Origin of the sequence: Hoylesella pleuritidis (genome assembly GCF_963541955.1) — a bacterium.
Taxonomy (GTDB): Bacteria; Bacteroidota; Bacteroidia; order Bacteroidales; family Bacteroidaceae; genus Prevotella; species Prevotella pleuritidis.
Map to the genome: position 1 here is coordinate 163121 of NZ_CAUTUT010000002.1, position 22787 is coordinate 185907.

The following is a 22787-nucleotide window of genomic DNA, read 5'->3' on the forward strand; positions in this document are numbered from 1 at the left end:
TGGATTTATCTAAGCTCCTAAGTTTAGGAGGTTGGAGATCTATACAATGATTGATTTCATTTATTTTTGCGGCTTGAGCACCACGTTTACAATACGTTTCGGCACGACAATCACCTTTACCACGGCATTGCCTTCTATGTATTTGCGCGATTTCTCATCGTTAATGACAGCCTGTTTGATGCTTTCTTCGTCGACATCAGTGGCAAATTGCATTTGGAATCGTGCTTTTCCGTTGAACGAAATGGTAAGTTGCATCTGGCTTTCTACCAAATATTGTTCATCGTAAACGGGCCAATGGGCATCGCAAACACTGTCGGTGTGCCCAAGAGCAGCCCATAACTCCTCTGCGATATGCGGTGCAAAGGGTGCAATCAATACGATAACATCGGATAAAAGACTGCGATTGCGACACTTGCTTTGCGCTAATTCGTTGACACAAATCATAAAAGCAGAGATTGATGTATTGTAAGAGAAGTTCTCAATGTCTTGCGTTACCTTCTTGATCAACTTGTGAACAGATTTCAATTGCTCTGCCGTCGGCTCGCCGTCAGTGGGCAGAAAGGCACCCGAACGATCGTAGAAGAGTGCCCAAAGTTTCTTTAAGAAACGATGACAACCGTCTATTCCATTAGTGTCCCACGGTTTGCTCTGTTCCACCGGACCTAAAAACATCTCGTAAAGGCGCAATGTATCGGCGCCGTATTGATTGACAATGGTATCGGGATTGACCACATTGAACATCGATTTAGACATCTTTTCGATGGCCCATCCGCACAAATAGCGTCCTTCTTCGAGGATAAACTCAGCGTCTTTAAATTCCGGTCGCCAATTCCGGAACGCCTCGATGTCAAGCACATCATTGTGAACGATGTTTACATCTACGTGAATCGGTGTTACGTCATACTTGTCTTTTAATCCCGAAGACACGAAAATCGGTTTCTCGTTAGGTGTTGATGAAATAATGCGATACACGAAATTGGATCGTCCTTGAATCATTCCTTGGTTGACAAGTTTATGGAATGGCTCGTCCATACAGCTTACTCCGCAGTCGAAAAGGAACTTATTCCAGAACCGGGAATAAATCAAATGACCCGTAGCGTGCTCTGTTCCGCCCACGTAAAGATCTACATTCCGCCAGTATTCATCGGCTTCCCGACCCACAAGTGCGTGTTGATTGTGCGGGTCCATATATCTAAGGTAATACGCGGAACTGCCTGCAAAGCCCGGCATTGTATTGAGTTCGAGTGCGAATATGGTCTTTTCATCTATAAAAGACTTGTCAACAACGGTCTCATTAACTGTGTCCCACGCCCATTTTACGGCGTTTCCGAGAGGCGGTTCGCCTGTTGCAGTAGGTTTGTAATCGGTTATTTCGGGTAATTCCAACGGTAGTTTGTCTTCCGGAATCATATAAGGCATTCCGTCTTTATAGTACACCGGGAACGGTTCTCCCCAATAACGTTGTCGCGAAAAGATAGCGTCGCGCAAACGATAGTTGACCTTTACGCGACCCAAACGATGCTCCGTAACATACGCTTTGGTTTTAGCAATTGCCTCTTTTACGGTCAATCCATTTAAAACCAACCCCTTTTCTGGATGCATTTCTCCTCTTTCGGAAGAGTCGGGAGAGGCCGGGCTGTTCATTACAATACCTTCTTTGGCATCATAACTCTGTTCACTTACATCGGCACCTTCAATCAATGGGATGATCGGAAGATTGAAATGCTTGGCAAAAGCATAGTCTCTCGAATCGTGAGCAGGCACTGCCATAATCGCGCCTGTGCCGTAACCGGCCAATACATAATCGCTGATCCAAATGGGAATCGGTTTGTTTGTCAAAGGATTTATCGCATAGGACCCGGTGAAAACACCTGTAACACGACGGTCGGAAATACGTTCTCGCTCTGTACGTTTCTTCGTTTGAGCCAAGTATTCGTTCACTTCCGCACGTTGTTCTGCCGTTGTTACTGATTGTACATACTCGCTTTCAGGTGCCAAAACAGCGAAAGTGACGCCGAACATCGTGTCGGCACGTGTCGTAAAGATGGTGAAACATATGTCGCTGTCTTTCACTTTGAACTCCACTTCGGCACCTTCCGACCGACCGATCCAGTTTCGTTGTGTTTCCTTTAACGATTCCGTCCAGTCTATTTGGTCTAATCCGTCGAGCAGTCTTTGTGCATACGCCGACACGCGCAAGCACCATTGACGCATTTTTTTTTGAACAACGGGATAGCCGCCACGCACTGAAAGGCCATCGACTACCTCGTCATTGGCCAGCACTGTACCCAGTTCGGCGCACCAATTGACCATTGTTTCGCCCAAATAAGCAATGCGATAGTTCATCAAAACCTGCTGTTGCTCCCGCTCGTTCATCGCATTCCATTCGGTCGCCGATAGTTTCAATTCTTCGCTTTGAGCTACATTCAACCCTTGGGTACCGTATTCTGAAAGATAAGTCGCGAGCTTTTCAATAGGTAAAGCCTTACCTTCGGCATTGTCATAATAGCTTCCGAACATCTTCTGAAACGCCCATTGCGTCCACTTATAATAACTGGATTCACAGGTGCGAACCTCTCTTTGCCAGTCGAAAGAGAATCCTATCTTGTCTAATTGTTCACGATAGCGCTTGATGTTAGCAGCTGTCGTGATGGCAGGATGCTGTCCGGTCTGAATCGCATATTGCTCGGCGGGTAGGCCATAGGCATCATATCCCATCGGATTTAATACGTTGAAACCCTGCAACCGCTTGTAACGTGCATAGATATCACTGGCTATATAACCTAGCGGATGACCCACGTGAAGGCCCGCTCCGGATGGATACGGGAACATATTAAGCACATAGAATTTCTCTTTTGCTTTGTTTTCAGTCACTTGATAGGTTTTATCGGCAATCCATTTTTGTTGCCATTTCTTTTCGATTTCGCTGAAATTATATTCCATTTTATCTGTGATTATTTGTCGATTGATGCAGACATAGGGGCTCAATGTCTGCAGTTTGCAAAATTACGAAAAATCTCTGACAAAGTAATGAGCTGTTCCGAAAATCTCGATTTTTCATCAGAAGTTAAAGAGTTAGAGGATTGAAAGGGATAAGTCAAATGTAAAACGAATGTATAAAAGTGGTGAGTCTTTATCTCTCTAATCCTTTCTTTGACCTAAATTGAGGTAATAAAATCATTCCGAATGCGGTCATTTGCTCAATAAGTTGTATTTTTACGTTAGATAAAAGGCTGATATATATGTGTGTTTAAGAGCTGAATTACCGATAAAATGCTGTTGAAGAAGTCGGCAGGAAGAGATGATGTCTATGTGGATGATTTCATATTGATTCTCAATAGAATACGAACTTCATTCTAACTAACGGTTAATCGTGTTGCAAGTAACCGTTAGTTGTCAGGTATTTAACGGTTAGTTGCGGTGCGAATAACCGTTAATTGAAACGAGATTTGTATGTATCTGAAAATCAGGTACGTACAAATCCCGTTTTATCTTTATTCTTTTGTCCCTCTGTCTGAAATTATAGCAATCTCTCACCAAGTGTTCTTTATGTTTTCAGTGCATATTTCTTTTCGGTACATAAATATCATTTGTTTCTGTAAAATATGCAGTATGGACACATTATTTTATATTGGGGAAGACGTGTTAGAGGGCTGTTCTATTTTGGTTTATCGTATATACTGTTTCTTACCGTTGATGATATACAAGCCCTTCTTAGGATTTTTGGCTTGTCTTCCGGTTAAATCGTAAATCTTATCATCTGTTTTTCGGGTGTTGACAGTAGGCTCTTTGATGTTTGATGTCACTGATTTTTTACCTTTGAAATAGAGAAAATAATTACTGTTTCCTCTGATATGGAATCTGAAACCGAGTTCCATTACACCGTTGGTAATATGACTTCTGTCTGCATCTATATATCCTGTGGCATTTATCAAGATGCCTCCCGCAGTGGGAATTTCTACGATTCCCGGTGTATGTACTATTTGAATCGAACCGTCTGCACGGTCTTTGAACGAGACTTTATCTATTGAGAAATCAGGAAATAGCCCTGTTGCGGTTTTCATTTTCTTGATAATCAGTGAGAATTCTCCATATTCGTTCTTTGTAACTTCTATTTCTCCGACATTCTTTGTACCGCTTTTTTCAGGATGTGTATTCACTCCTGCATAGATGTTGCCATTGTAAACACCCATTATTTTACTAAAATCTGACTGGGCGGAAATCGATAAATAACTTAAAATAAATACGCTGAAACTGAATAATAATCTTTTTTTCATCTCTTGATGGATTCTGAAATATAATAAAAATAACGACCGTCTGCTCTTGGTTTATACATTATTTAATAGGGAAAAATAGTCTGGTCTTTCTCTAATTCGAGTGCAAAGATAGTTTTTTTACGATATTATTGGTCATTATTCTTGTTAAATAATTCCATTATTCTGCTTTTTACGTTTTGTGAAGGAGTATATTTCTCATTGTTTTACTTGATTTTTTATCCGGATATTCGTATATTTGCGGTATGGAAAATCAGGTGAAAGAGGATGAGAAATATATGCGTCGGTGTTTGCAATTGGCACGAAACGGACTGCTGACAGCTCGACCTAATCCGATGGTTGGGGCCGTTATCGTGAGCGATAAAGGGCGAATCATCGGCGAAGGATATCACATTCGGCCTGGCGAAGGGCACGCCGAAGTCAACGCTTTTGCGTCAGTGAGGGCCGAAGACGAGCCTTTACTGGCGCAATCGACCGTCTATGTGAGTCTCGAACCGTGCTCGCACTATGGTAAAACGCCGCCTTGTGCTGACCTGATTGTGCAGAAAGGTGTACGAAGAGTGGTCTGCGGGTGTGTCGATCCGTTTGCAAAAGTACAGGGAAGGGGTATTAAACGCATTCGCGAAGCAGGTATCGAGGTGACTGTCGGAGTATTGGAAAGGGAATGTTTGCAGCTCAATCGACGTTTTATAACAGTCAATACGAAACATCGTCCGTATGTCATCTTGAAGTGGGCACAGACTTCCAACGGCTTCATAGACGACAACTTACGGCCCATTGCGCTCTCAACGCCATTCACCCGAATGTTAGTTCATAAACTGAGAGCCGAAAGCGACGCCATCCTTGTGGGCCGGATTACCGACGAAAGAGAGCATCCGCGCTTGGATGTACGCGATTGGTGGGGGCAGAATCCATTGCGTTTGGTACTTGATCACAGGCTTTCGTTGTCCGAGCTGATGGCCGATCTCTATGCGCGCGGCGTGCAATCGCTCCTCGTAGAGGGCGGTGCTGCTACGCATCGGAGTTTTATCGAGGCTGAGTTATGGGATGAAATTCGAGTAGAAACAGTATCTTTCACTGTGCAAACAGGTACAAAAGCCCCTGCGATTCCGGGTGAAGCACAACTTGAAAGTCGGCAAATCTTTTCGAATTTTGAAGTTGACAAGTTAGCAAGTAAACGAGTGAATGAGGGTGGAAGTAAGTTAATGGAAGCCAATATAATCGATGTTTATCGGCACAGATAAATTTATTTGCGACCGAAGTCGGCCGGAATCTCCCCCCATTTTTTTGTTTCCCATTTGATGATGGGCGTCTTGACGATGTGCGTTTTCAGCCATTGCTCGGCGCGGGCAATGACTGCGAAGAGCGCTTCTGTTTGTGAATCGCGCTTTAATTTGGTTTTACATTGCTTCTTCTTAACCCATAAAATGGCGTTGTAAGAGTCGCTGTAAATCACCCGATTGGTGATATTCTGCTTCTCTAAAAGGGCCAGTGCGTGGACAATTGCAAGAAATTCGCCGATGTTGTTGGTGCCTTTCACAGGACCGAAATGAAAGAGTTGCGTACCCGTTTGCAAGTCAATGCCCTGGTATTCCATCGGTCCGGGATTGCCGGAGCAGGCTGCATCCACAGCGATAGCAGCTGCCTTGACTTCCAAAGGCAATGGAAGCACGGTATCGTGGCGGGTTTCCGGTGGATTGTGCAGCATCTGTTGGTACAGTAGATAATGTGAATTCGGGATGGATTACATACGCTCCGGAACCTCGATTCCCAACAAACGCATACCGTTTTTGATGATTTTGGCTACATTCTTTGCCAATACCAGGCGTACTATTTTCTGTTTTTCGTCCTCTGCATTGAGGATACTGTAATCGTGATAGAATTGATTGAACTCTTTCGTTAGCTCGTAACAGTAGTTCGCAATGCCGCTGGGACTGTAATCTTTACCTGCTTGCAGCACCACCGAAGCATATTCGTTCATCTTCTGAATGAGTTCAATCTCCTTGTCATTGATAGGCATATCACCGGCAAGCGACGTCGGAACAGACTGCCCTTCGGCGTCGGCCTTGCGCAGAATGCTACGGATTCGGGCATAGGTATACTGAATGAACGGACCCGTATTGCCGTTGAAGTCGATGCTTTCAGCGGGATTAAACAACATATTCTTGCGTGCATCGACTTTCAAAATGAAATATTTCAGGGCGCCGAGACCCACGATTCGGGCAATGTTATTGCGCTCTTCATCGCTCATATCGGCAAATTTTCCTAACTCTTCGCTCGTCTTCCGTGCATCGGAAATCATCTCTTCAATCAGCTCATCGGCATCAACTACAGTGCCTTCGCGGCTTTTCATCTTGCCGTTGGGTAGTTCCACCATTCCGTAAGAGAAGTGAACGAGGTCTTTTCCCCATTCGAATCCCAAGCGGTCTAACAGCAAAGAGAGTACCTGGAAATGGTAATTCTGCTCGTTTCCGACGACATAAATCATCTTATGAAGTGCCGGATAGTCTTTGAAACGTAAAGCTGCCGTACCGATATCTTGCGTCATATAGACGCTCGTTCCATCCGAACGGAGAAGCAATTTTTGGTCTAATCCGTCGCCGGTAAGGTCTGCCCAGACGCTGTTGTCGGCTTTTCGGAAAAAGAGTCCTTGCTTTAAACCCTCTTCTACCTTTGCTTTCCCGACGAGATACGTGTCCGATTCGTAGTAGATTTTATCGAAACCGACGCCCAAAGCCTTGTAAGTCTCGTCGAAACCGGCATAAACCCAGTCGTTCATCCGCTTCCAGAGAGCCCGTACTTCGGGGTCACCCTGCTCCCATTTCACCAACATTTCGTGGGCTTCTTTCATCAGCGGCGCTTCCTCTTTGGCTTTTGTTTCGGCCGCTTCTTCGGTCATTCCCTCGCCAACGAATTGTTTTTTGAGTTGCGAAATCTCATCACGGTAATGCTGATCAAAGGCCACATAATAGTCGCCTATCAGATGATCACCTTTCTTTCTGCTCGTTTCGGGCGTCTCGCCGTTGCCCCATTTCAGCCACGCCAACATTGATTTGCAGATGTGGATACCGCGATCGTTCACGATGTTGGTCTTGATTACGCGATTGCCATTGGCCTGCATAATCTGCGAAAGGGCCCAACCCAAAAGGTTGTTACGCACGTGTCCCAGGTGCAAGGGCTTGTTGGTGTTGGGCGAAGAATATTCGACCATTACGAGCGGAGATGCTTCCGTAACAGGCTTTTCACCGAAACGGTCATCCGAATGGATGTCATTCAGCAGACTGATCCACGCTTCCGCTGCGATAACAAGATTCAGGAAGCCTTTCACCACATTGAAATTGGCCACGGCCTCACAGTGTTTGGCTACGTATTCGCCGATTTCCTGTGCTGTGTCTTCGGGTTTTTTACGCGATATTTTGAGGAAAGGGAACACCACAAGTGTGTAGTTTCCCTCGAAAGTTGACTTCGTTTTCTGCAACTGAACCATTGCTTCCGTCACCTCTTGTGCGTATAATTCCTTCACGGCTGCTATCACAGCGCGGCTTATCTGATTCTCGATTTTCATACCGTTCATTATCCGATAAAATGTGGTTTACAGTCTGCAAAGTTACGCATTTTCGTTAAGAGTAGGAGATTCGCTGCCGAGAAATTTCCATAAAGACGATAAAAAGGCAGAAGTTTTGGCCCAGAACTTTATCCGAAAGAATAGGAGAGGGAAGGGCGATAGCTATCTTCTGAAGAAGAATTAAGAGCGAAGTTTAGAATGCTTGGGAGTAAAATTTCTGCTCGGTTGTATTTTATTGATAATCAATTAAATACATAACTCGTTCCGATTAACGGTTAATCACCTTGCAATTAACGGTTAAACGCACGCCGTTTAACGGCTTTTTGCACGATGATTAACCGTTAATCGGAAACGTAGTGTAGTGTAATTGACATATATCGTATATCTCACTGATAATTAAAGTGTTGTAAAACCAATGCAAAAATGTAGGTCGATAGCATATAATTTGCTTTCTTTTGCCAATCAAGAACAACGGAATGAGGGTGAGATGTTTGGCGGATCAGCATTTTTTCAGTATCTTTGCTCCCGTAAATTCCATTATATAGGAAATGAGAATACTGTTGAAATCGGCTTTATTATTTATATTATCACTCACTGCATACAGCCTCCGCGCAACGGATTTCGTAGACTATGCGAGTCCGCTTGTGGGCACGGCGTCTTCTTACGAACTGTCGGCGGGCAACACTTATCCCGTTATTGCGATGCCGTGGGGGATGAATTTCTGGACGCCGCAGACCGGAAAGATGGGCGACGGATGGGTATATCGCTATACGGATCATAAGATTCGGGGATTTAAACAGACGCATCAGCCGAGTCCGTGGATTAATGATTACGGACAGTTTTCATTGATGCCGATGACCGGCAGAGCCGTATTCGATGAGGATAAACGGGCCAGCTGGTTCTCGCATAAGGCCGAAACGGTGGCTCCTTATTATTATAAGGTATACTTGGCAGACTATGATGTGACCACGGAAATTGCTCCGACGGAACGCGCGGCGATGTTTCGCATCACTTATCCCGATACCGACAGCGCTTTTGTCGTTATCGATGCGTTTGATAAAGAGTCGTATGTCAGGGTAGAACCTGAGGCTCATCGCATTGTGGGTTATACCACCCGAAACAGTGGCGGAGTGCCTAAGAATTTCCGAAACTATTTTGTTGTGGAATTCATTAGCGGCTTTTCGCATTGTGATTTGGTATTGAATGGCCGCCGACTGACGGATCTTCTCACAGCGAAAAGCCATCACTCTGGAGCCATTGTAAGTTTTTCGGCTTGCAAAGGGGCTCCCGTGGTTCTGCGGGTGGCTTCTTCTTTCATCAGTGAGGAGCAGGCTTTGCGCAATCTCGAAGAGTTGGGCAGCGACGATTTCGATACGGTCAAGGAGAAAGGGAAGCGTCGGTGGAACGACGTTTTGAGTCGCATCGAGGTGCAAGACACTGATGTTGACCGTCTGCGCACATTCTATTCGTGCCTTTATCGGTCGCTCTTATTCCCGCGTCAGTTGGCGGAATACGATGCTGATGGTCGTCCTTGGCATTACAGTCCATATAATGGGCAGGTGCTTCCAGGCCTTATGTATACCGACACGGGCTTCTGGGACACGTTCAGGAGCCTCTTTCCGTTGCTTAATCTGCTGTATCCCGAGGTGAGCAAACGTGTACAAGAGGGACTCGTTAACGCTTATCAAGAGAGTGGTTTCTTGCCCGAATGGGCCAGTCCGGGGCATCGCGACTGTATGGTTGGCAACAATTCGGCCTCTGTTGTGGCCGATGCTTACCTCAAAGGCGTGCGTATCGGCAACATCGATACATTGTGGCAGGCCGTTGTTCACGGTGCTAACGCAGTACATCCCACGGTTTCTTCCACCGGTCGGCAGGGCTTTCAGTATTACAACCGACTTGGATTCGTGCCTTATGATGTGAAAATCAACGAGAGCGTAGCGCGTACTTTGGAATACGCTTACGATGACTGGTGTATCTATCAGTTAGGGAAAGCGTTGGGAAAGAGTGCTCGTGAGATCGATGTTTACCGCCGTCGGGCTCTTAATTATCGAAAAGTATTTGACCGGGAGACCTCTCTGATGCGTGGGAAAAACAAGAATGGACGCTTTCAACAACCGTTCAATCCACTGAAATGGGGTGACGCTTTCACCGAGGGTAACAGTTGGCATTACACGTGGTCGGTGTTTCACGACCCGCAAGGTCTTATTGATTTGATGGGTGGACGTGCTCGATTCAATGCGATGATGGACTCAGTTTTCCGCCTTCCACCTGTTTTTGACGACAGCTATTACGGTCAAGTGATTCATGAAATACGCGAGATGCAGGTGATGAATATGGGTAATTATGCCCACGGTAACCAGCCCATTCAGCATCAGATTTATCTATATGATTGGTCGGGACAGCCCTGGAAGACCCAGTTTTGGGTGCGCGAGGTAATGAACCGACTGTATTCGGCCGCGCCAGATGGTTATTGCGGCGACGAAGATAACGGTCAGACATCGGCTTGGTACGTGTTTTCAGCCTTGGGATTCTATCCCGTTTGTCCCGCCACTGACCAATATGCGATCGGCGCTCCGCTGTTTCGGTGTGCCTTGTTGCATCTCACTAACGGGCGGACTGTCACCCTTTCGGCTCCTGCCAACAGCGACTCCTGTCGCTATATCGGGGCTATCAGTATTGACGGAAAGTCCTATACGAAAACCTATTTCACGCATGACGAACTGTTGCAAGGCCCTATAATTAGTTTCGATATGCGTTCGCAGCCCGTTAAAACGTGGGGAACGGGTGCAGGAGATGTCCCTTATTCGTTCACAAATTACAACTATCGATAAATGAAACAATTCTCAACAACCCGTCGGGTGAGCCCTATTGCGTGGGTGCCCACGCTCTATTTTGCAATGGGTATGCCCTTTGTGGTGCTTAATATGGTGTGCTCGCTGATGTACAAAGGCTTTAATGTATCCGACACCGAGATAACATTCTGGACGGGACTCATTATGTTTCCGTGGACGTTGAAGCCCCTTTGGAGTCCGTTTTTGGAAATGTACCGTACCAAAAAGTTCTTTGTCGTCCTTACACAGATGCTCACCGGTGTGATGTTTGCATTGTTGGCATTCTCTCTTCATTTGCCTTCATTCTTCCCGATCACGGTCGGCATCCTTGCAGTTATCGCTTTGAGTGGGGCTACACACGACATTGCTGCCGACGGAACATATATGTCTGCGCTCACTACTGATGAGCAATCGAAGTGGATCGGATGGCAAGGCGCCTTTTATAATATCGCAAAGATCGTAGCTACGGGCGGCTTGGTATATCTTGCCGGAGTGTTTATTGATCGCTTCGGCGTGGTTAATTCGTGGACGATCATAATGCTGATTATCGGTATTATAATGCTCGTTTTGGGCTGTTATCACTTCTTTATCCTGCCGGGCGGAGGTAAACAGCTGGCCGAAAACAGGTCGCTGAAAGAGTCATTATATGAACTTTGGACTGTGTTTGTGGATTTTTTCCAGAAGAAACACATTGTCTATTACCTCTTTTTCATCATTCTTTATCGCTTTGCCGAGGGCTTCGTAATGAAGATTGTGCCGCTATTTCTTAAAGCACCGAGGGCAGATCAGGGGCTTGGTTTGGGCGAACGGGAGATAGGTTTGTGTTACGGAACGTTCGGAGCGGCTGCTTTTGTCATCGGATCGATACTTGCCGGCTATTACATTGCACATCGCGGACTGCGCAAATCGCTGTTTTCATTGGCCTTGGTATTCAACTTACCTTTCGTGGCTTACACCCTTCTGGCTTTTTACCAGCCGCAAAGTCTGTGGTTGATAGGCAGCGGAATCGTCCTCGAATACTTCGGTTACGGATTCGGTTTCGTAGGTTTGACGCTCTTTATGATGCAGCAAATCGCGCCGGGAAAGCATCAGATGTCTCACTATGCATTTGCTTCGGGCATTATGAACCTTGGAGTTATGCTGCCGGGAATGCTCAGCGGCGCGGTGAGCGACGCTTTGGGCTATCGCCATTTCTTTGTATTCGTGCTCTTCTGCACCATTCCCGCCCTCCTCATCACGTGGTTCGTACCTTTCACTTACGACGAGAATAACAAACAATAAATCATTTATAATGAATCATCTAACAATTCAAGGTCAGCCGCTTCCGCAAATGCCGTGGGAAGATCGGCCGTCAGACAGCAACGCGGTGATGTGGCGTTGCAGTGCCAATCCTATTATTCCACGGGATCTTTTACCTACATCCAACAGTATTTTCAACAGTGCCGTCGTGCCGTTCGGTACCGGTTATGCCGGCGTTTTCCGTTGCGACGACACCAACCGACGGATGGTGCTGCACGCAGGATTTAGTGATGATGGTGTGAATTGGCGCATCAACGAAACCCCTTTACGCTTTGAATGCGATGATCCGGAAGTCGGTCAGTGGATCTATGGCTATGATCCGCGGGTCTGTTTCATTGAAGATCGCTACTATGTAACGTGGTGTAATGGTTATTTCGGCCCTACCATAGGCGTGGCTTACACGTTCGACTTCAAGACTTTCCATCAAGTTGAGAACGCATTCTTGCCTTACAACCGCAATGGAGTACTCTTCCCGCGGAAGATTAATGGGCATTTTGCAATGCTTTCACGCCCCAGCGACACCGGACATACGCCTTTCGGAGATATCTTTTACAGTCAATCGCCCGACTTAGAGTATTGGGGACGCCATCGACACGTGATGTCCCCGGCTGCCTTTGAACAAAGTGCGTGGCAGTGTATGAAGATTGGTGCAGGGCCGATTCCTATCGAAACGTCCGAGGGTTGGCTGCTGTTCTATCACGGTGTGTTGCGTTCTTGCAACGGATATGTATATAGTTTCGGATCGGCTTTGCTTGATTTGGAACAGCCGTGGAAGCCTATTTACCGGTCGGGACCTTATTTAATAAGTCCCCAAAAACCGTATGAATGTATGGGAGATGTACCTAATGTCTGTTTCCCTTGCGCCGAATTACACGACCCCGAGACCGGTCGCGTGGCCGTATATTATGGTTGTGCCGACACGGTTACAGGCTTAGCATTCGGTTATATACCCGAAATCATCGAGTTTACAAGGAAGACCAGCATCATATAAAGGCTTAATTCCTTATACAGAAAACATAATTCATCATTTTAAGTAGGGAAAAGCAGAATCGTCTAAGACATCCTCTTTCCCTCACATTCAATAAAGGTATGCTTGCCGACAACCTGTTGCGGGCATACCTTTATTTTCTTACAGCGTTGCGAAAAGCATCTGATCGCACTACAACTAACCATTAAACGCACGATGATTAACGGTTAATCGCACTGCGTTTAACCGTTAGTTATCATACGATTAACCGTTAATTAGAACGGGGAATGTATTTAATTGAAAATCAATAACATATAAATTAAAATTCCGCAAGTGATCGATAACCCGAAATTTCAATCATTGTTCTATTCTCATTTCACATCAATTATCACCCATTACCATACAATTCAAAATATGCCAAATGGTCATTCGCATAGCGGATGTGCACGGAATGGCTTGACACCACAAAGTATTGGCACCGCTACTTCTCCCTCTTTACTCCACGATTAACGCTTAGTTGTACGACAAAAGACAGCGGGTTGCAACCTGTTTTTCATCGAATTGAAAAATCATATCTTTTGTTTTGCAGTCTCTTTGATTTGCACTAACTTTGCAAGCAACAAACAACGACGTTACGAATCATTATGGCGCAGAGACTGGTACAGACGCAAATGCAAAAGCTTTCACAGCAACAGAGGCTCTCACAACAGCAGATGTTGCAGGTGAGATTGCTCGAAATGCCGCTCACCGAACTTGAAGAGAGCGTCAATGCAGAGCTCGATGACAACCCGGCAATGGAGAGCAGTGAGCCCGATGATGCTCTGAGCGATACCCGCGAGGAGCAAGACGAGGTGCGCGAAGACGAGAGTTTCGACGAAAAAACGGAACGCGAAGAACGCGAGTCGGCCTTGGATGATGCTTTGCAGGGTATCGGTCGGGATGACGAAATGCCTCAGTCGCCAGCGTCTTACAATGATCCGAATGCTGATTACGAAGAGATTGTCTACGGAGACATTACTTCTTTCTATGATAAATTGAAAGAACAGATGGGCGAAGTGGAATTAACCGCACAGCAACAAGATGTGATGGAATATCTCATCGGGTCGCTTGACGCTGACGGATTGCTGCGAAAGGACTTGGATTCGATTTGCGATGAATTGGCTATTTATCACGGTTTGGATGTTGTGCAGCGTGAAGTGGAAGACGTGTTGCATATTTTGCAGTCGTTCGATCCGGCCGGAATAGGTGCCAGAAATTTGCAAGAGTGCTTGCTGTTGCAGATCGATCGCCGTCCGGCAAGTACTGTCCGCGATTTGACACGACGCGTAATTGCAGAATGTTTTGATGCCTTTACCAAGAAACATTGGGATAAAATACAGGCACAGTTGAGGCTTACCGAATCGCAGGTAGCGGCCGTTCAAAATGAGATCAGGCGTCTGAATCCGAAGCCCGGAGCCTCACTCGGCGAGACCGAAGGGCGAAACATCCAGCAAATAACGCCCGATTTCGTCGTTGATACAAATGACGACGGGTCGGTTTCATTCTCACTCAATCGCGGAACGATACCCGATTTGAAAGTTTCACCGACTTTCAGCGAGATGATCGATACCTATAAGAATAATAAGGAGGGGCTGAATCGAGAACAAAAGGCGGCTCTGCTCTATGCGAAGGAGAAAGTAGAGCGGGCTCAGAGCTTTATAGACGCGGTCAAACAACGACGTCGTACGTTGCAAGTAACGATGAAAGCGATCATCGATTGGCAGCTTCGATTCTTCCAAGAAGGTGATGAAGCCGATCTGAAACCGATGATTCTCAAAGACATTGCAGACCGAACGGGACTCGATATATCGACAATCTCGCGCGTAAGCAATGTGAAGTACGCGCAGACTAAGTGGGGAACGTTCCCGCTGCGATTCTTTTTCAGCGACGGTTATACTACCGATGACGGCGAGGAAATGTCGACTCGTAAGATCAAAATCGCCCTTCGTACGCTCGTCGAGCGTGAAAACAAACAACGACCGATGAGCGATGACCTTATCAAAGACGCTTTGGCCGAGCAGGGTTATCCCATAGCGAGGCGTACAGTGGCTAAATATCGTGAGCAGTTAGGCATCCCTGTGGCCCGCTTACGCAAGCAATAAGATGAAAGAAAAGGATATTATTCTGACTGCACGAGTGATGAGTATAGTCTTCACTCCGTTTTACCTACCGCTGGTCGGGCTCATAGCGCTGTTTACTTTCAGCTATATGGCGATGATGCCGTGGCGTTATAAGCTGTTGGTTCTTGCCTTGGTATATGTCTTTACGATACTGTTGCCCACAGTGTTGATACATGTTTACCGTCGCTATCAGGGTTGGACGCTCATCGAACTGGGTGCTAAGGAGCGACGGATGGTACCTTATATTCTCTCTATTTTGTGTTATTTCAGTTGCTATTATCTGATGAACGTGCTGCATTTTCCGCACTTTATGTCGCGTATTTTGATGGCTGCACTGCTCATTCAAGTAATTTGCGCATTGATAAATGTGTGGTGGAAGATTTCAACTCACACCGCAGCGATCGGCGGAGTAGCCGGAGCGCTGATGGCATTTGCCATTATTTTCGATTTCAATCCTGTGTGGTGGCTGTGCGTTGTGTTTCTGATTGCCGGACTGTTAGGTACAAGTCGCATCATCCTTCGTCAGCATTCGCTGCTTCAAGTATGTGCAGGCTTCGTCGTGGGAGCCGTGAGCGGGTTTTGGATTATATTGTAGATAAGGTGGCAAGTAAACGAGTTAATGAGAAGATAAGGACTGATCGGGTAGACGAATCAATAAGTAAACGAGTTGACAAGGATAGTAACAGTATGATAAAACAGTACAAAATATAGGAGAACTTCTCATTAACTCGTCAACAATTAACCCTGTTCACGATTAAAAAATAGAATGAATATGACACCATTAGTTAGTATTATTATGGGTAGTACAAGTGATTTGCCTGTGATGGAAAAGGCTTGTAAGTTTCTGAATGAAATGCAAATTCCGTTTGAAGTCAATGCACTCTCGGCTCATCGCACACCCGATGCGGTAGAATCATTTGCCAAAGGGGCGGCCAATCGCGGTATTCGGGTGATCATTGCAGGTGCAGGTATGGCGGCAGCATTACCTGGTGTCATTGCGGCTTCAACTACTTTGCCTGTCATCGGCGTACCAATTAAAGGGATGCTTGATGGTCTTGACGCAATGCTCAGCATCATTCAGATGCCTCCGGGCATACCCGTTGCAACCGTGGGAGTCAACGGATCAATGAATGCTGCTATCCTTGCAGCTGAGATTTTGGCGCTGACCGATCCGCAGATTGCCCGGAAAATGACAGCATATAAGACCGGTTTAGGAGCCAAAATAGAGAAAGCCAACCGAGAATTGGCCGAAGTCAAGTACGAGTTTAAGACCAATTAAGAATAAGGAACAAGTCTCACACCGCCCCTCTCCAAAAGAGAAGGAGAATGATTGAAGGGAAATGAGACCGCAAATTCTATCTAATAAATCAATAAAATGAGCTTACATTCTCCCTCTCTTTTGGAGAGAGATGGGGCGAGGCCGATGTTTTGAGTATATGATTGACCTTTTCAATTACTGTCGTCGCGCGTCATCCGTAGCCCGGGTGGGGGCTGTGGGGATCGGCGGAGACAATCCGATACGAGTGCAGTCGATGACAACCACCGACACGAATGATACGGATGGCAGCGTGGCACAGGCCGAACGAATCATTAAAGCAGGTGGAGAACTCGTGCGTCTGACCACACAGGGCGTGCGGGAAGCCGAGAATCTGCGCGCGATCAACGCCAAATTGCGCGGCAATGGCTATGATACGCCACTCGTTGCAGATGTTCATTTCAACCCGAAAGTGGCTGACGTGGCTGCGCTTTACGCTGAAAAGGTGCGTATTAATCCAGGAAACTACGTAGATCCGGCCCGTACTTTCAAGCAATTGACTTATACCGATGAGGAGTATGCACAGGAGTTGAAGAAGATTGAAGCCCGATTCATACCTTTTCTCAACATCTGTAAGGAGCAGCATACAGCCATTCGGATCGGTGTTAATCACGGTTCGCTCTCGGATCGAATACGTAATCGTTACGGCGATACGCCCGAAGGAATCGTCGAAAGTTGCTTGGAGTTTCTGCGAATCTGCAAGAACGAGCATTTCAAAGATGTGGTAATCTCCATCAAGTCATCCAATACCGTGGTGATGGTCAGGTCTATGCGCTTGCTCGTCGACGCAATGGAGCGCGAAGATATGCACTATCCGCTTCACTTGGGAGTGACTGAAGCCGGTGAGGGTGAGGACGGACGGATTAAGAGTGCGGTAGGAATCGGAGCACTGTTAGCCGACGGAATCGGCGATACCATCCGCGTTTCGCTCAGCGAAGAGCCCGAAGACGAAATTCCCGTAGCCCGTCATCTGGCTGAGTATATCATAAAACAAAAGTCTGATCATCTATTGGTGCCGGGCCAACAGGCCGACAGTTTCGATTATCTTAGGCCTCAACGGCGGAAGACGAAACCTGTAAACGGAATCGGTGGAACGAATGTTCCTGTGGTGATCAGTACGCAACGAGGGGGGAGCTCCGCCTCTCCCAAAGGCGGGAAGACCGCTAATGAGAGGGAAAGAGAGGTCGAGTTGATCGTGAACGGCGGTAAAAAAGAACTCAATCCCGACTATATCTACGTCGGTCAAGAGCTTCCCGGGCGTCTCGATCCGTCTCAACGGTATATCGTTGACTACAATGTCTATCCCCAGTTGATAAAAAACACTCCCTTTCCTACGGTAGAGGGAGCGGGAGAGCAGCTTCTTCCGTTGCGGGAAAGGCTCTTCCCCATCTTTCCGCACAATGCCATTCCGTTTATCAGTCTGATCGATTCGCCTCTCAAATTTCTTGTGTTGCAGTTCGGAGCAACCAGTGATGAGTATCTGGCTTGCCTGCGGCACCATCCCGAAGTGGTTGTAATCTGTATGAGTAACCATAAGAATCGCTTGGGCGAACAGCGTGCTTTGGTACACGAATTGATGCAAAACGGCATTACCAATCCTGTTGTTTTTGCACAGATGTATCGCCATTCGACGGCCGAGAAAGGCGATTTTCAACTCGAAGCGGCCGCTGATATGGGGGCGTTAATGATTGACGGACTCACTGACGGGGTGTGGCTGATGAACGACGGAGATATTCCTCGGCACGAGATCGACGCTACGGCATTCGGTATTTTACAGGCTGCCCGCCTGCGAACGAGCAAGACCGAGTATATCAGTTGCCCTGGATGCGGCCGTACGTTATATGACTTGCGTACCACAATAGCCCGTATCAGGAAGGCCACCGAGGGTATGAAAGGTCTTAAAATAGGCATTATGGGCTGTATTGTCAACGGTCCCGGTGAGATGGCCGATGCCGATTATGGTTACGTCGGAGCCGGTCCCGGCAAGGTTTCGTTATATCGTGGGCAGATGTGTGTTGAACATAACATCCCCGAAAAGGATGCTGTGGAACATCTGTTGGCACTTATCAATGCCGATAAACGCAAGGAAGAGTAAGGGCATTTCTTCTTATTTTTTTGTCAAGAAACTTTATCAAATAGCCCCGATGATACTCCGTTATTTTCTATCGGACTGTCAGCGGGGTGAAAATACGCGAAAAACAGACTTTTGATAACTTATTAATTGTCAGGCAACTATATTAAACTGACAATTGGTTCTTGTTTAAAATGTGTGTAAAAAGCCCTTAATGAGTGTGTGAAAAACTGTTTTTTACAGTCTCATTGACTGTTTTCAGGTGCTCGATTTGCCGTTAATCGTTTCTGAAAATCAGTTGAACGTTGAACAAAGTACTGTTTTTCGTCCTTAAAACGGTGTTTTCCCGTGCTGGATTATACGGCTGAACAGGTGTCTTTTTGTCCTGTTTTTTCATATCATTATATAAGTCAACGAGTTGAAAAGTTAACCAATGAACGAGTGGATAAGCCTCTTCATCCCCTTGTTTATTTGTCAACTCGTCTCCTTGTTAACTCATTCCCTTGTCCATTTACTTAATTGTTTGATCGTGAACAACTTCCGGATCGGGCGCATTGGGATTCATATCGTTGTATGCAGAAGAAAGATCAGACCGGTCAATGTCCGTCTTTCGATTTACAGGTCGTTTCCAATCGCGGAGCGAATGGGTGAAAAGCCAATCGTAAGTCTTCTTCATATAAAGGATGCGCGCAAGTGCACCGTGTGACGCTCGGGGCAACCAGTCGAACCGTAAGCGGCTGTCTAAATGCTTGCGTTGCAGTTCTTCCACCACCGTTTGCGATTGGCGGATAGGTACGGCGCGGTCTGCCGTACCGTGAATAATCCACAACGGCAGTCGGCCCAACCCCTCTTTGTCCTTCAACGTGCATCCTCCGCACAGCGCCATAGCTGCCGCCACCTTGTCGGGATAGGTTCCGGCGAAGTCCATTGTGCCGTAACCGCCGAGGCTCATCCCTACGACATAGACCCGTGTTGAGTCCATTGCGTAGTGGCGTTTGGCCCATTCGAGCACATCATTGATTTTCTTCGGGTTCCACGCTCCGCCCGGATTCTGCGGCACTAAGACCAAAGCCTCGATCTCACGACCACGTACGATGGCGTCCAAAGGGCCGTAACGGCGCACTCGATTGAGGTCGCGCCCACAAAGACTTTGCCCGTGCAGGAAGATAATTACGGGTGTACGCTCTAATGAGTAATAATAGTCCAGGGGTGTATAAATCCAAAAGTTATAGCCGCCGGGGATAGAGTCTTTCACCGGTCGAATAAAATCATATTGTGCATGAGCGGTTGTCAGCATCAGCAACAGTGTACAGACCGCGAGCATTCGTTTAATGGATAAGGTCTTCATCAATGTCTTTTGATTGGTCTCTTCGGTACAAATATACGAAAAATCAACGTGAACGGAGTGGGATTTGATGATTATTAACGCGATGCACAACAGCAGAATTCTCGCCGAAAAATCATCAACGCATTCGGATTTTTCTTTATCATTTGCAACGAATTGCAGTTAACTATTGTCTAATAACCGAGATTATGAAGCGATGAATATAGCTCTTCTGCTCTCCCGGATATTCAAGTTGATGCCCGCAAGCGTGGTTAAAAGCATTGAGGTCATTACCAATCCGGAGGCGAAATACGATGTAGAAGGAGCCGTAGGAGTCCTTAATCTCGTGATGAATGCTCCTCGGGGGGCAGCCAAGTCAATGGATATGCCTGGCCAAACACTACGACAACTTTATCGAACAACAGTCGCAAACCGGAATGATGAACAGCATTAGGGTCGGAAGTAATAATTTATGGTTGGGAATAAACGATAAATAATTTTCTATTTAGGTATCAGATAAAAGAATAAAAATACCCGCATCCTTTTCGGAATGCGGGTATTTGCAGTTTTATTTGTGAGACTTAAAGGTCGAACTCGTTGTTATGGTCTAAGCTATCGTTGAAGTCTCGCGGTTCGCGTTCTGTCATCGGGTCGTGAAATTCGCGGTCTTCGCGATCCTCACGATGCTCGAAACGGCGTGGCTGACGGTCGTTATTGAATGAGCGCCGATCGTTATGGTCGCTGTGTTCACGGCGTGATTGGCGGTCGTTTCCACCCTGGCGGCGGTCTCCTCTGTCGCCCGATTCACGCCGAGGGCGACGTTCGCGCTCGACATATCCTTCCGGTTTGGGCATCAACACACGGTGAGAGAGTTTGTATTTACCTGTCTTCGGATCGATATCAAGCAGTTTCACCTGAATCTTGTCACCCTCTTTGATACCGGCTTCTTCTACGCTTTCGAGACGTTTCCAATCTATTTCGGAGATGTGAAGCAGTCCGTCCTTGCCCGGCATAATCTCAACGAAACAGCCGTAAGGCATTATCGAGCGTACGGTTCCATCGTAAACTTCTCCTACTTCGGGGATGGCCACGATGGATTTAATCTTGGCAATGGCAGCGTCTATGCTCTCCTTGTTGGGTGCACTGACCTGAACGGTACCCTTGCCGTCCACTTCATCGATGGTGATTGTGGCTCCGGTTTCTTCCTGCATCTGCTGAATAATCTTTCCGCCGGGGCCGATCACGGCACCGATAAACTCTTTGGGAATATCGAATTGTTCAATTCTCGGCACCTGAGGTTTGAGCTCTGCGCGTGGTTCTGCAATCGTTTCAGTCAGCTTCCCGAGGATATGCTCACGGCCAGCTTTGGCTTGCATCAATGCTTCTTCAATGATTTCAAAACTCAATCCGTCGCATTTGATGTCCATTTGCGTAGCTGTTAGACCGTCTTTTGTACCCGTTGTCTTGAAGTCCATATCGCCTAAGTGATCCTCATCACCCAATATATCGCTCAGGATTGCATATTTGTCTTCGCCCGAATTCTTGATAAGTCCCATCGCAATACCGCTTACCGGCTTCTTCATTGGTACACCGGCATCCATCAAAGCCAATGTACCCGCACAAACGGTAGCCATTGACGACGAGCCGTTACTTTCTAAAATCTGACTTACCAAACGCACCGTATAAGGAAATTCTGCGGGAATCTGGCCTTTCAAACCGCGCCAAGCTAAGTGTCCATGACCGATTTCGCGACGTCCGACACCGCGTTGTGCCTTAGCCTCTCCTGTGCAGAAGGGTGGGAAGTTATAGTGGAGCAGAAACCGCTGATAGCTTTTGTCGAGCACATCGTCAATCAGTTTCTCATCAAGTTTGGTTCCGAGCGTACACGTCGAGAGGCTCTGTGTCTCTCCGCGAGTGAAAATCGCACTGCCGTGAGGCATTGGAAGCGGACTAACTTCGCACCAGATAGGACGGATCTCATCCGTTTTGCGACCATCGAGACGCTTGTCCTCGTCAAGAATACATCTCCGCATCGCATCGCGCAGCACGTCATCATAATAGCGCGCAGCCTCAGCGTGCTTCTCTTCAAGGTCATCGGCAGAGAGGTCCGTATGTGTTGTGTCGTACTTTTCAAGAAAATCGGCAATGATTTTATCAAAGGCGTCGTGCCGTTCTTGTTTAGGCAACGCCTGTTTCGTTATGTCGTAAACGGGCTGATAGAGCTCATCGGTAATCTGTTTGCGCAGTTCTTCGTCGTTGATCTCGTGATCATACGTCCGCTTAATGTCCTTACCTAACTCCTTGGAAAGAGCTGTTTGCAATTCGCACATCGGCTTGATAGCAGCCATTGCGGCTTTCAAAGCACCGATCATATCTTGCTCCGAAACTTCTTTCATCTCTCCTTCGACCATCATAATATTCTCGGCCGAAGCACCAACCATAATATCCATATCCGCATCTTCCATCTGTTCGAAAGTAGGATTGATGACATACTCGCCGTTGATACGAGCTACACGAACTTCGGAAATAGGACATTCAAAAGGTATATCTGATACGGCCATCGCGGCGGAAGCAGCGAAACCCGCAAGGGCATCAGGTTGATCGACACCGTCGGCCGATAAAAGCATCACGTTGACAAATACTTCTGCGTGGTAGTTTGATGGGAAAAGCGGCCGCAAAACGCGGTCAACCAGCCGAGAAGTCAATATCTCGTTGTCGCCGGCTTTGCCTTCGCGCTTGGTGAATCCGCCAGGGAAACGTCCTGCTGCGGCGTATTGCTCGCGGTAATCAACCTGCAAAGGCATAAAGTCTGTGCCGGGAACTGCATCCTTTGCTGCACAAACAGTTGCGAGCAGTACGGTGTTTCCCATTCTCAGGACAACTGAACCGTCGGTCTGTTTTGCAACTTTCCCGGTCTCAATGCTGATAGTTCTGCCATCAGGCAATTGAACTGTTTTCGTAATTACGTTCATCTAAAAA

The 22787-nt window shown here is 46.8% G+C and carries 15 protein-coding genes; 9 read left to right on the forward strand and 6 right to left on the reverse strand.

The features are described from left to right. Positions 1 to 60 precede the first annotated feature (60 nt). Both leuS and RWY97_RS01425 read right to left on the reverse strand, forming a co-directional pair. Positions 61 to 2943, reverse strand: coding sequence for a leucine--tRNA ligase (leuS, locus tag RWY97_RS01420; RefSeq protein ID WP_315565084.1), 2883 nt, complete (start codon positions 2941 to 2943; stop codon positions 61 to 63). A 725-nt stretch (positions 2944 to 3668) separates the two neighbouring features. After that, positions 3669 to 4193: a hypothetical protein gene (locus tag RWY97_RS01425; protein WP_315565086.1), complete on the reverse strand. Its 525-nt coding sequence runs from the start codon at positions 4191 to 4193 to the stop codon at positions 3669 to 3671. A 326-nt stretch (positions 4194 to 4519) separates the two neighbouring features. On the opposite strand from RWY97_RS01425, the gene ribD reads away from it, so the two are divergent. Further along, positions 4520 to 5518, forward strand: coding sequence for a bifunctional diaminohydroxyphosphoribosylaminopyrimidine deaminase/5-amino-6-(5-phosphoribosylamino)uracil reductase RibD (gene ribD / locus RWY97_RS01430; protein ID WP_315565088.1), 999 nt, complete (start codon positions 4520 to 4522; stop codon positions 5516 to 5518). Between the two features lie 2 nt (positions 5519 to 5520). Here ribD and RWY97_RS01435 read toward each other — a convergent pair whose 3' ends face one another. Next, positions 5521 to 5982, reverse strand: a complete 462-nt coding sequence (locus tag RWY97_RS01435) for an RNase H family protein (protein WP_025065007.1) — start codon at positions 5980 to 5982, stop codon at positions 5521 to 5523. A 36-nt stretch (positions 5983 to 6018) separates the two neighbouring features. Beyond that, positions 6019 to 7839 (reverse strand): arginine--tRNA ligase, encoded by a 1821-nt coding sequence (gene argS, locus RWY97_RS01440; RefSeq protein WP_315565090.1) that lies wholly within the window; start codon positions 7837 to 7839, stop codon positions 6019 to 6021. Between the two features lie 557 nt (positions 7840 to 8396). Here argS and RWY97_RS01445 point away from each other — a divergent pair. The 7 genes from RWY97_RS01445 (at position 8397) to RWY97_RS01475 (ending at position 18508) form a co-directional block, all read left to right on the forward strand. Beyond that, on the forward strand, positions 8397 to 10673 hold the full coding sequence (locus RWY97_RS01445) for a GH92 family glycosyl hydrolase (protein ID WP_390883240.1): 2277 nt from the start codon (positions 8397 to 8399) through the stop codon (positions 10671 to 10673). Next, positions 10674 to 11954: an MFS transporter gene (locus tag RWY97_RS01450; protein WP_315565093.1), complete on the forward strand. Its 1281-nt coding sequence runs from the start codon at positions 10674 to 10676 to the stop codon at positions 11952 to 11954. It abuts the gene before it with no gap. A gap of 10 nt (positions 11955 to 11964) precedes the next feature. After that, the gene (locus RWY97_RS01455; protein ID WP_315565095.1) at positions 11965 to 12963 is read left to right on the forward strand and encodes a glycoside hydrolase family 130 protein; all 999 of its coding nucleotides are present in this window, start codon (positions 11965 to 11967) and stop codon (positions 12961 to 12963) included. A gap of 620 nt (positions 12964 to 13583) precedes the next feature. Continuing rightward, on the forward strand, positions 13584 to 15080 hold the full coding sequence (gene rpoN, locus RWY97_RS01460; protein WP_314078155.1) for an RNA polymerase factor sigma-54: 1497 nt from the start codon (positions 13584 to 13586) through the stop codon (positions 15078 to 15080). A gap of 1 nt (position 15081) precedes the next feature. Beyond that, on the forward strand, positions 15082 to 15693 hold the full coding sequence (locus tag RWY97_RS01465; protein WP_021584115.1) for a phosphatase PAP2 family protein: 612 nt from the start codon (positions 15082 to 15084) through the stop codon (positions 15691 to 15693). A gap of 177 nt (positions 15694 to 15870) precedes the next feature. Further along, positions 15871 to 16377: a 5-(carboxyamino)imidazole ribonucleotide mutase gene (gene purE / locus RWY97_RS01470; protein WP_024991452.1), complete on the forward strand. Its 507-nt coding sequence runs from the start codon at positions 15871 to 15873 to the stop codon at positions 16375 to 16377. Positions 16378 to 16534: 157 nt separating this feature from the next. Further along, positions 16535 to 18508 (forward strand): 4-hydroxy-3-methylbut-2-en-1-yl diphosphate synthase, encoded by a 1974-nt coding sequence (locus RWY97_RS01475; protein WP_315565098.1) that lies wholly within the window; start codon positions 16535 to 16537, stop codon positions 18506 to 18508. Positions 18509 to 18995: 487 nt separating this feature from the next. Here RWY97_RS01475 and RWY97_RS01480 read toward each other — a convergent pair whose 3' ends face one another. Continuing rightward, positions 18996 to 19832 carry a carboxylesterase family protein gene (locus tag RWY97_RS01480; protein WP_390883237.1) on the reverse strand — a complete coding sequence of 279 codons (837 nt, stop codon included), beginning with the start codon at positions 19830 to 19832 and terminating at the stop codon, positions 18996 to 18998. 193 nt (positions 19833 to 20025) lie between these two features. On the opposite strand from RWY97_RS01480, the gene RWY97_RS01485 reads away from it, so the two are divergent. Next, complete coding sequence (locus RWY97_RS01485; RefSeq protein ID WP_315565110.1) at positions 20026 to 20262, forward strand: hypothetical protein; 237 nt, start codon at positions 20026 to 20028, stop codon at positions 20260 to 20262. A gap of 127 nt (positions 20263 to 20389) precedes the next feature. Here the strand turns inward: RWY97_RS01485 and pnp are convergent, their stop codons facing one another. Continuing rightward, positions 20390 to 22780, reverse strand: a complete 2391-nt coding sequence (gene pnp, locus RWY97_RS01490; RefSeq protein ID WP_315565099.1) for a polyribonucleotide nucleotidyltransferase — start codon at positions 22778 to 22780, stop codon at positions 20390 to 20392. Positions 22781 to 22787: the final 7 nt, after the last annotated feature.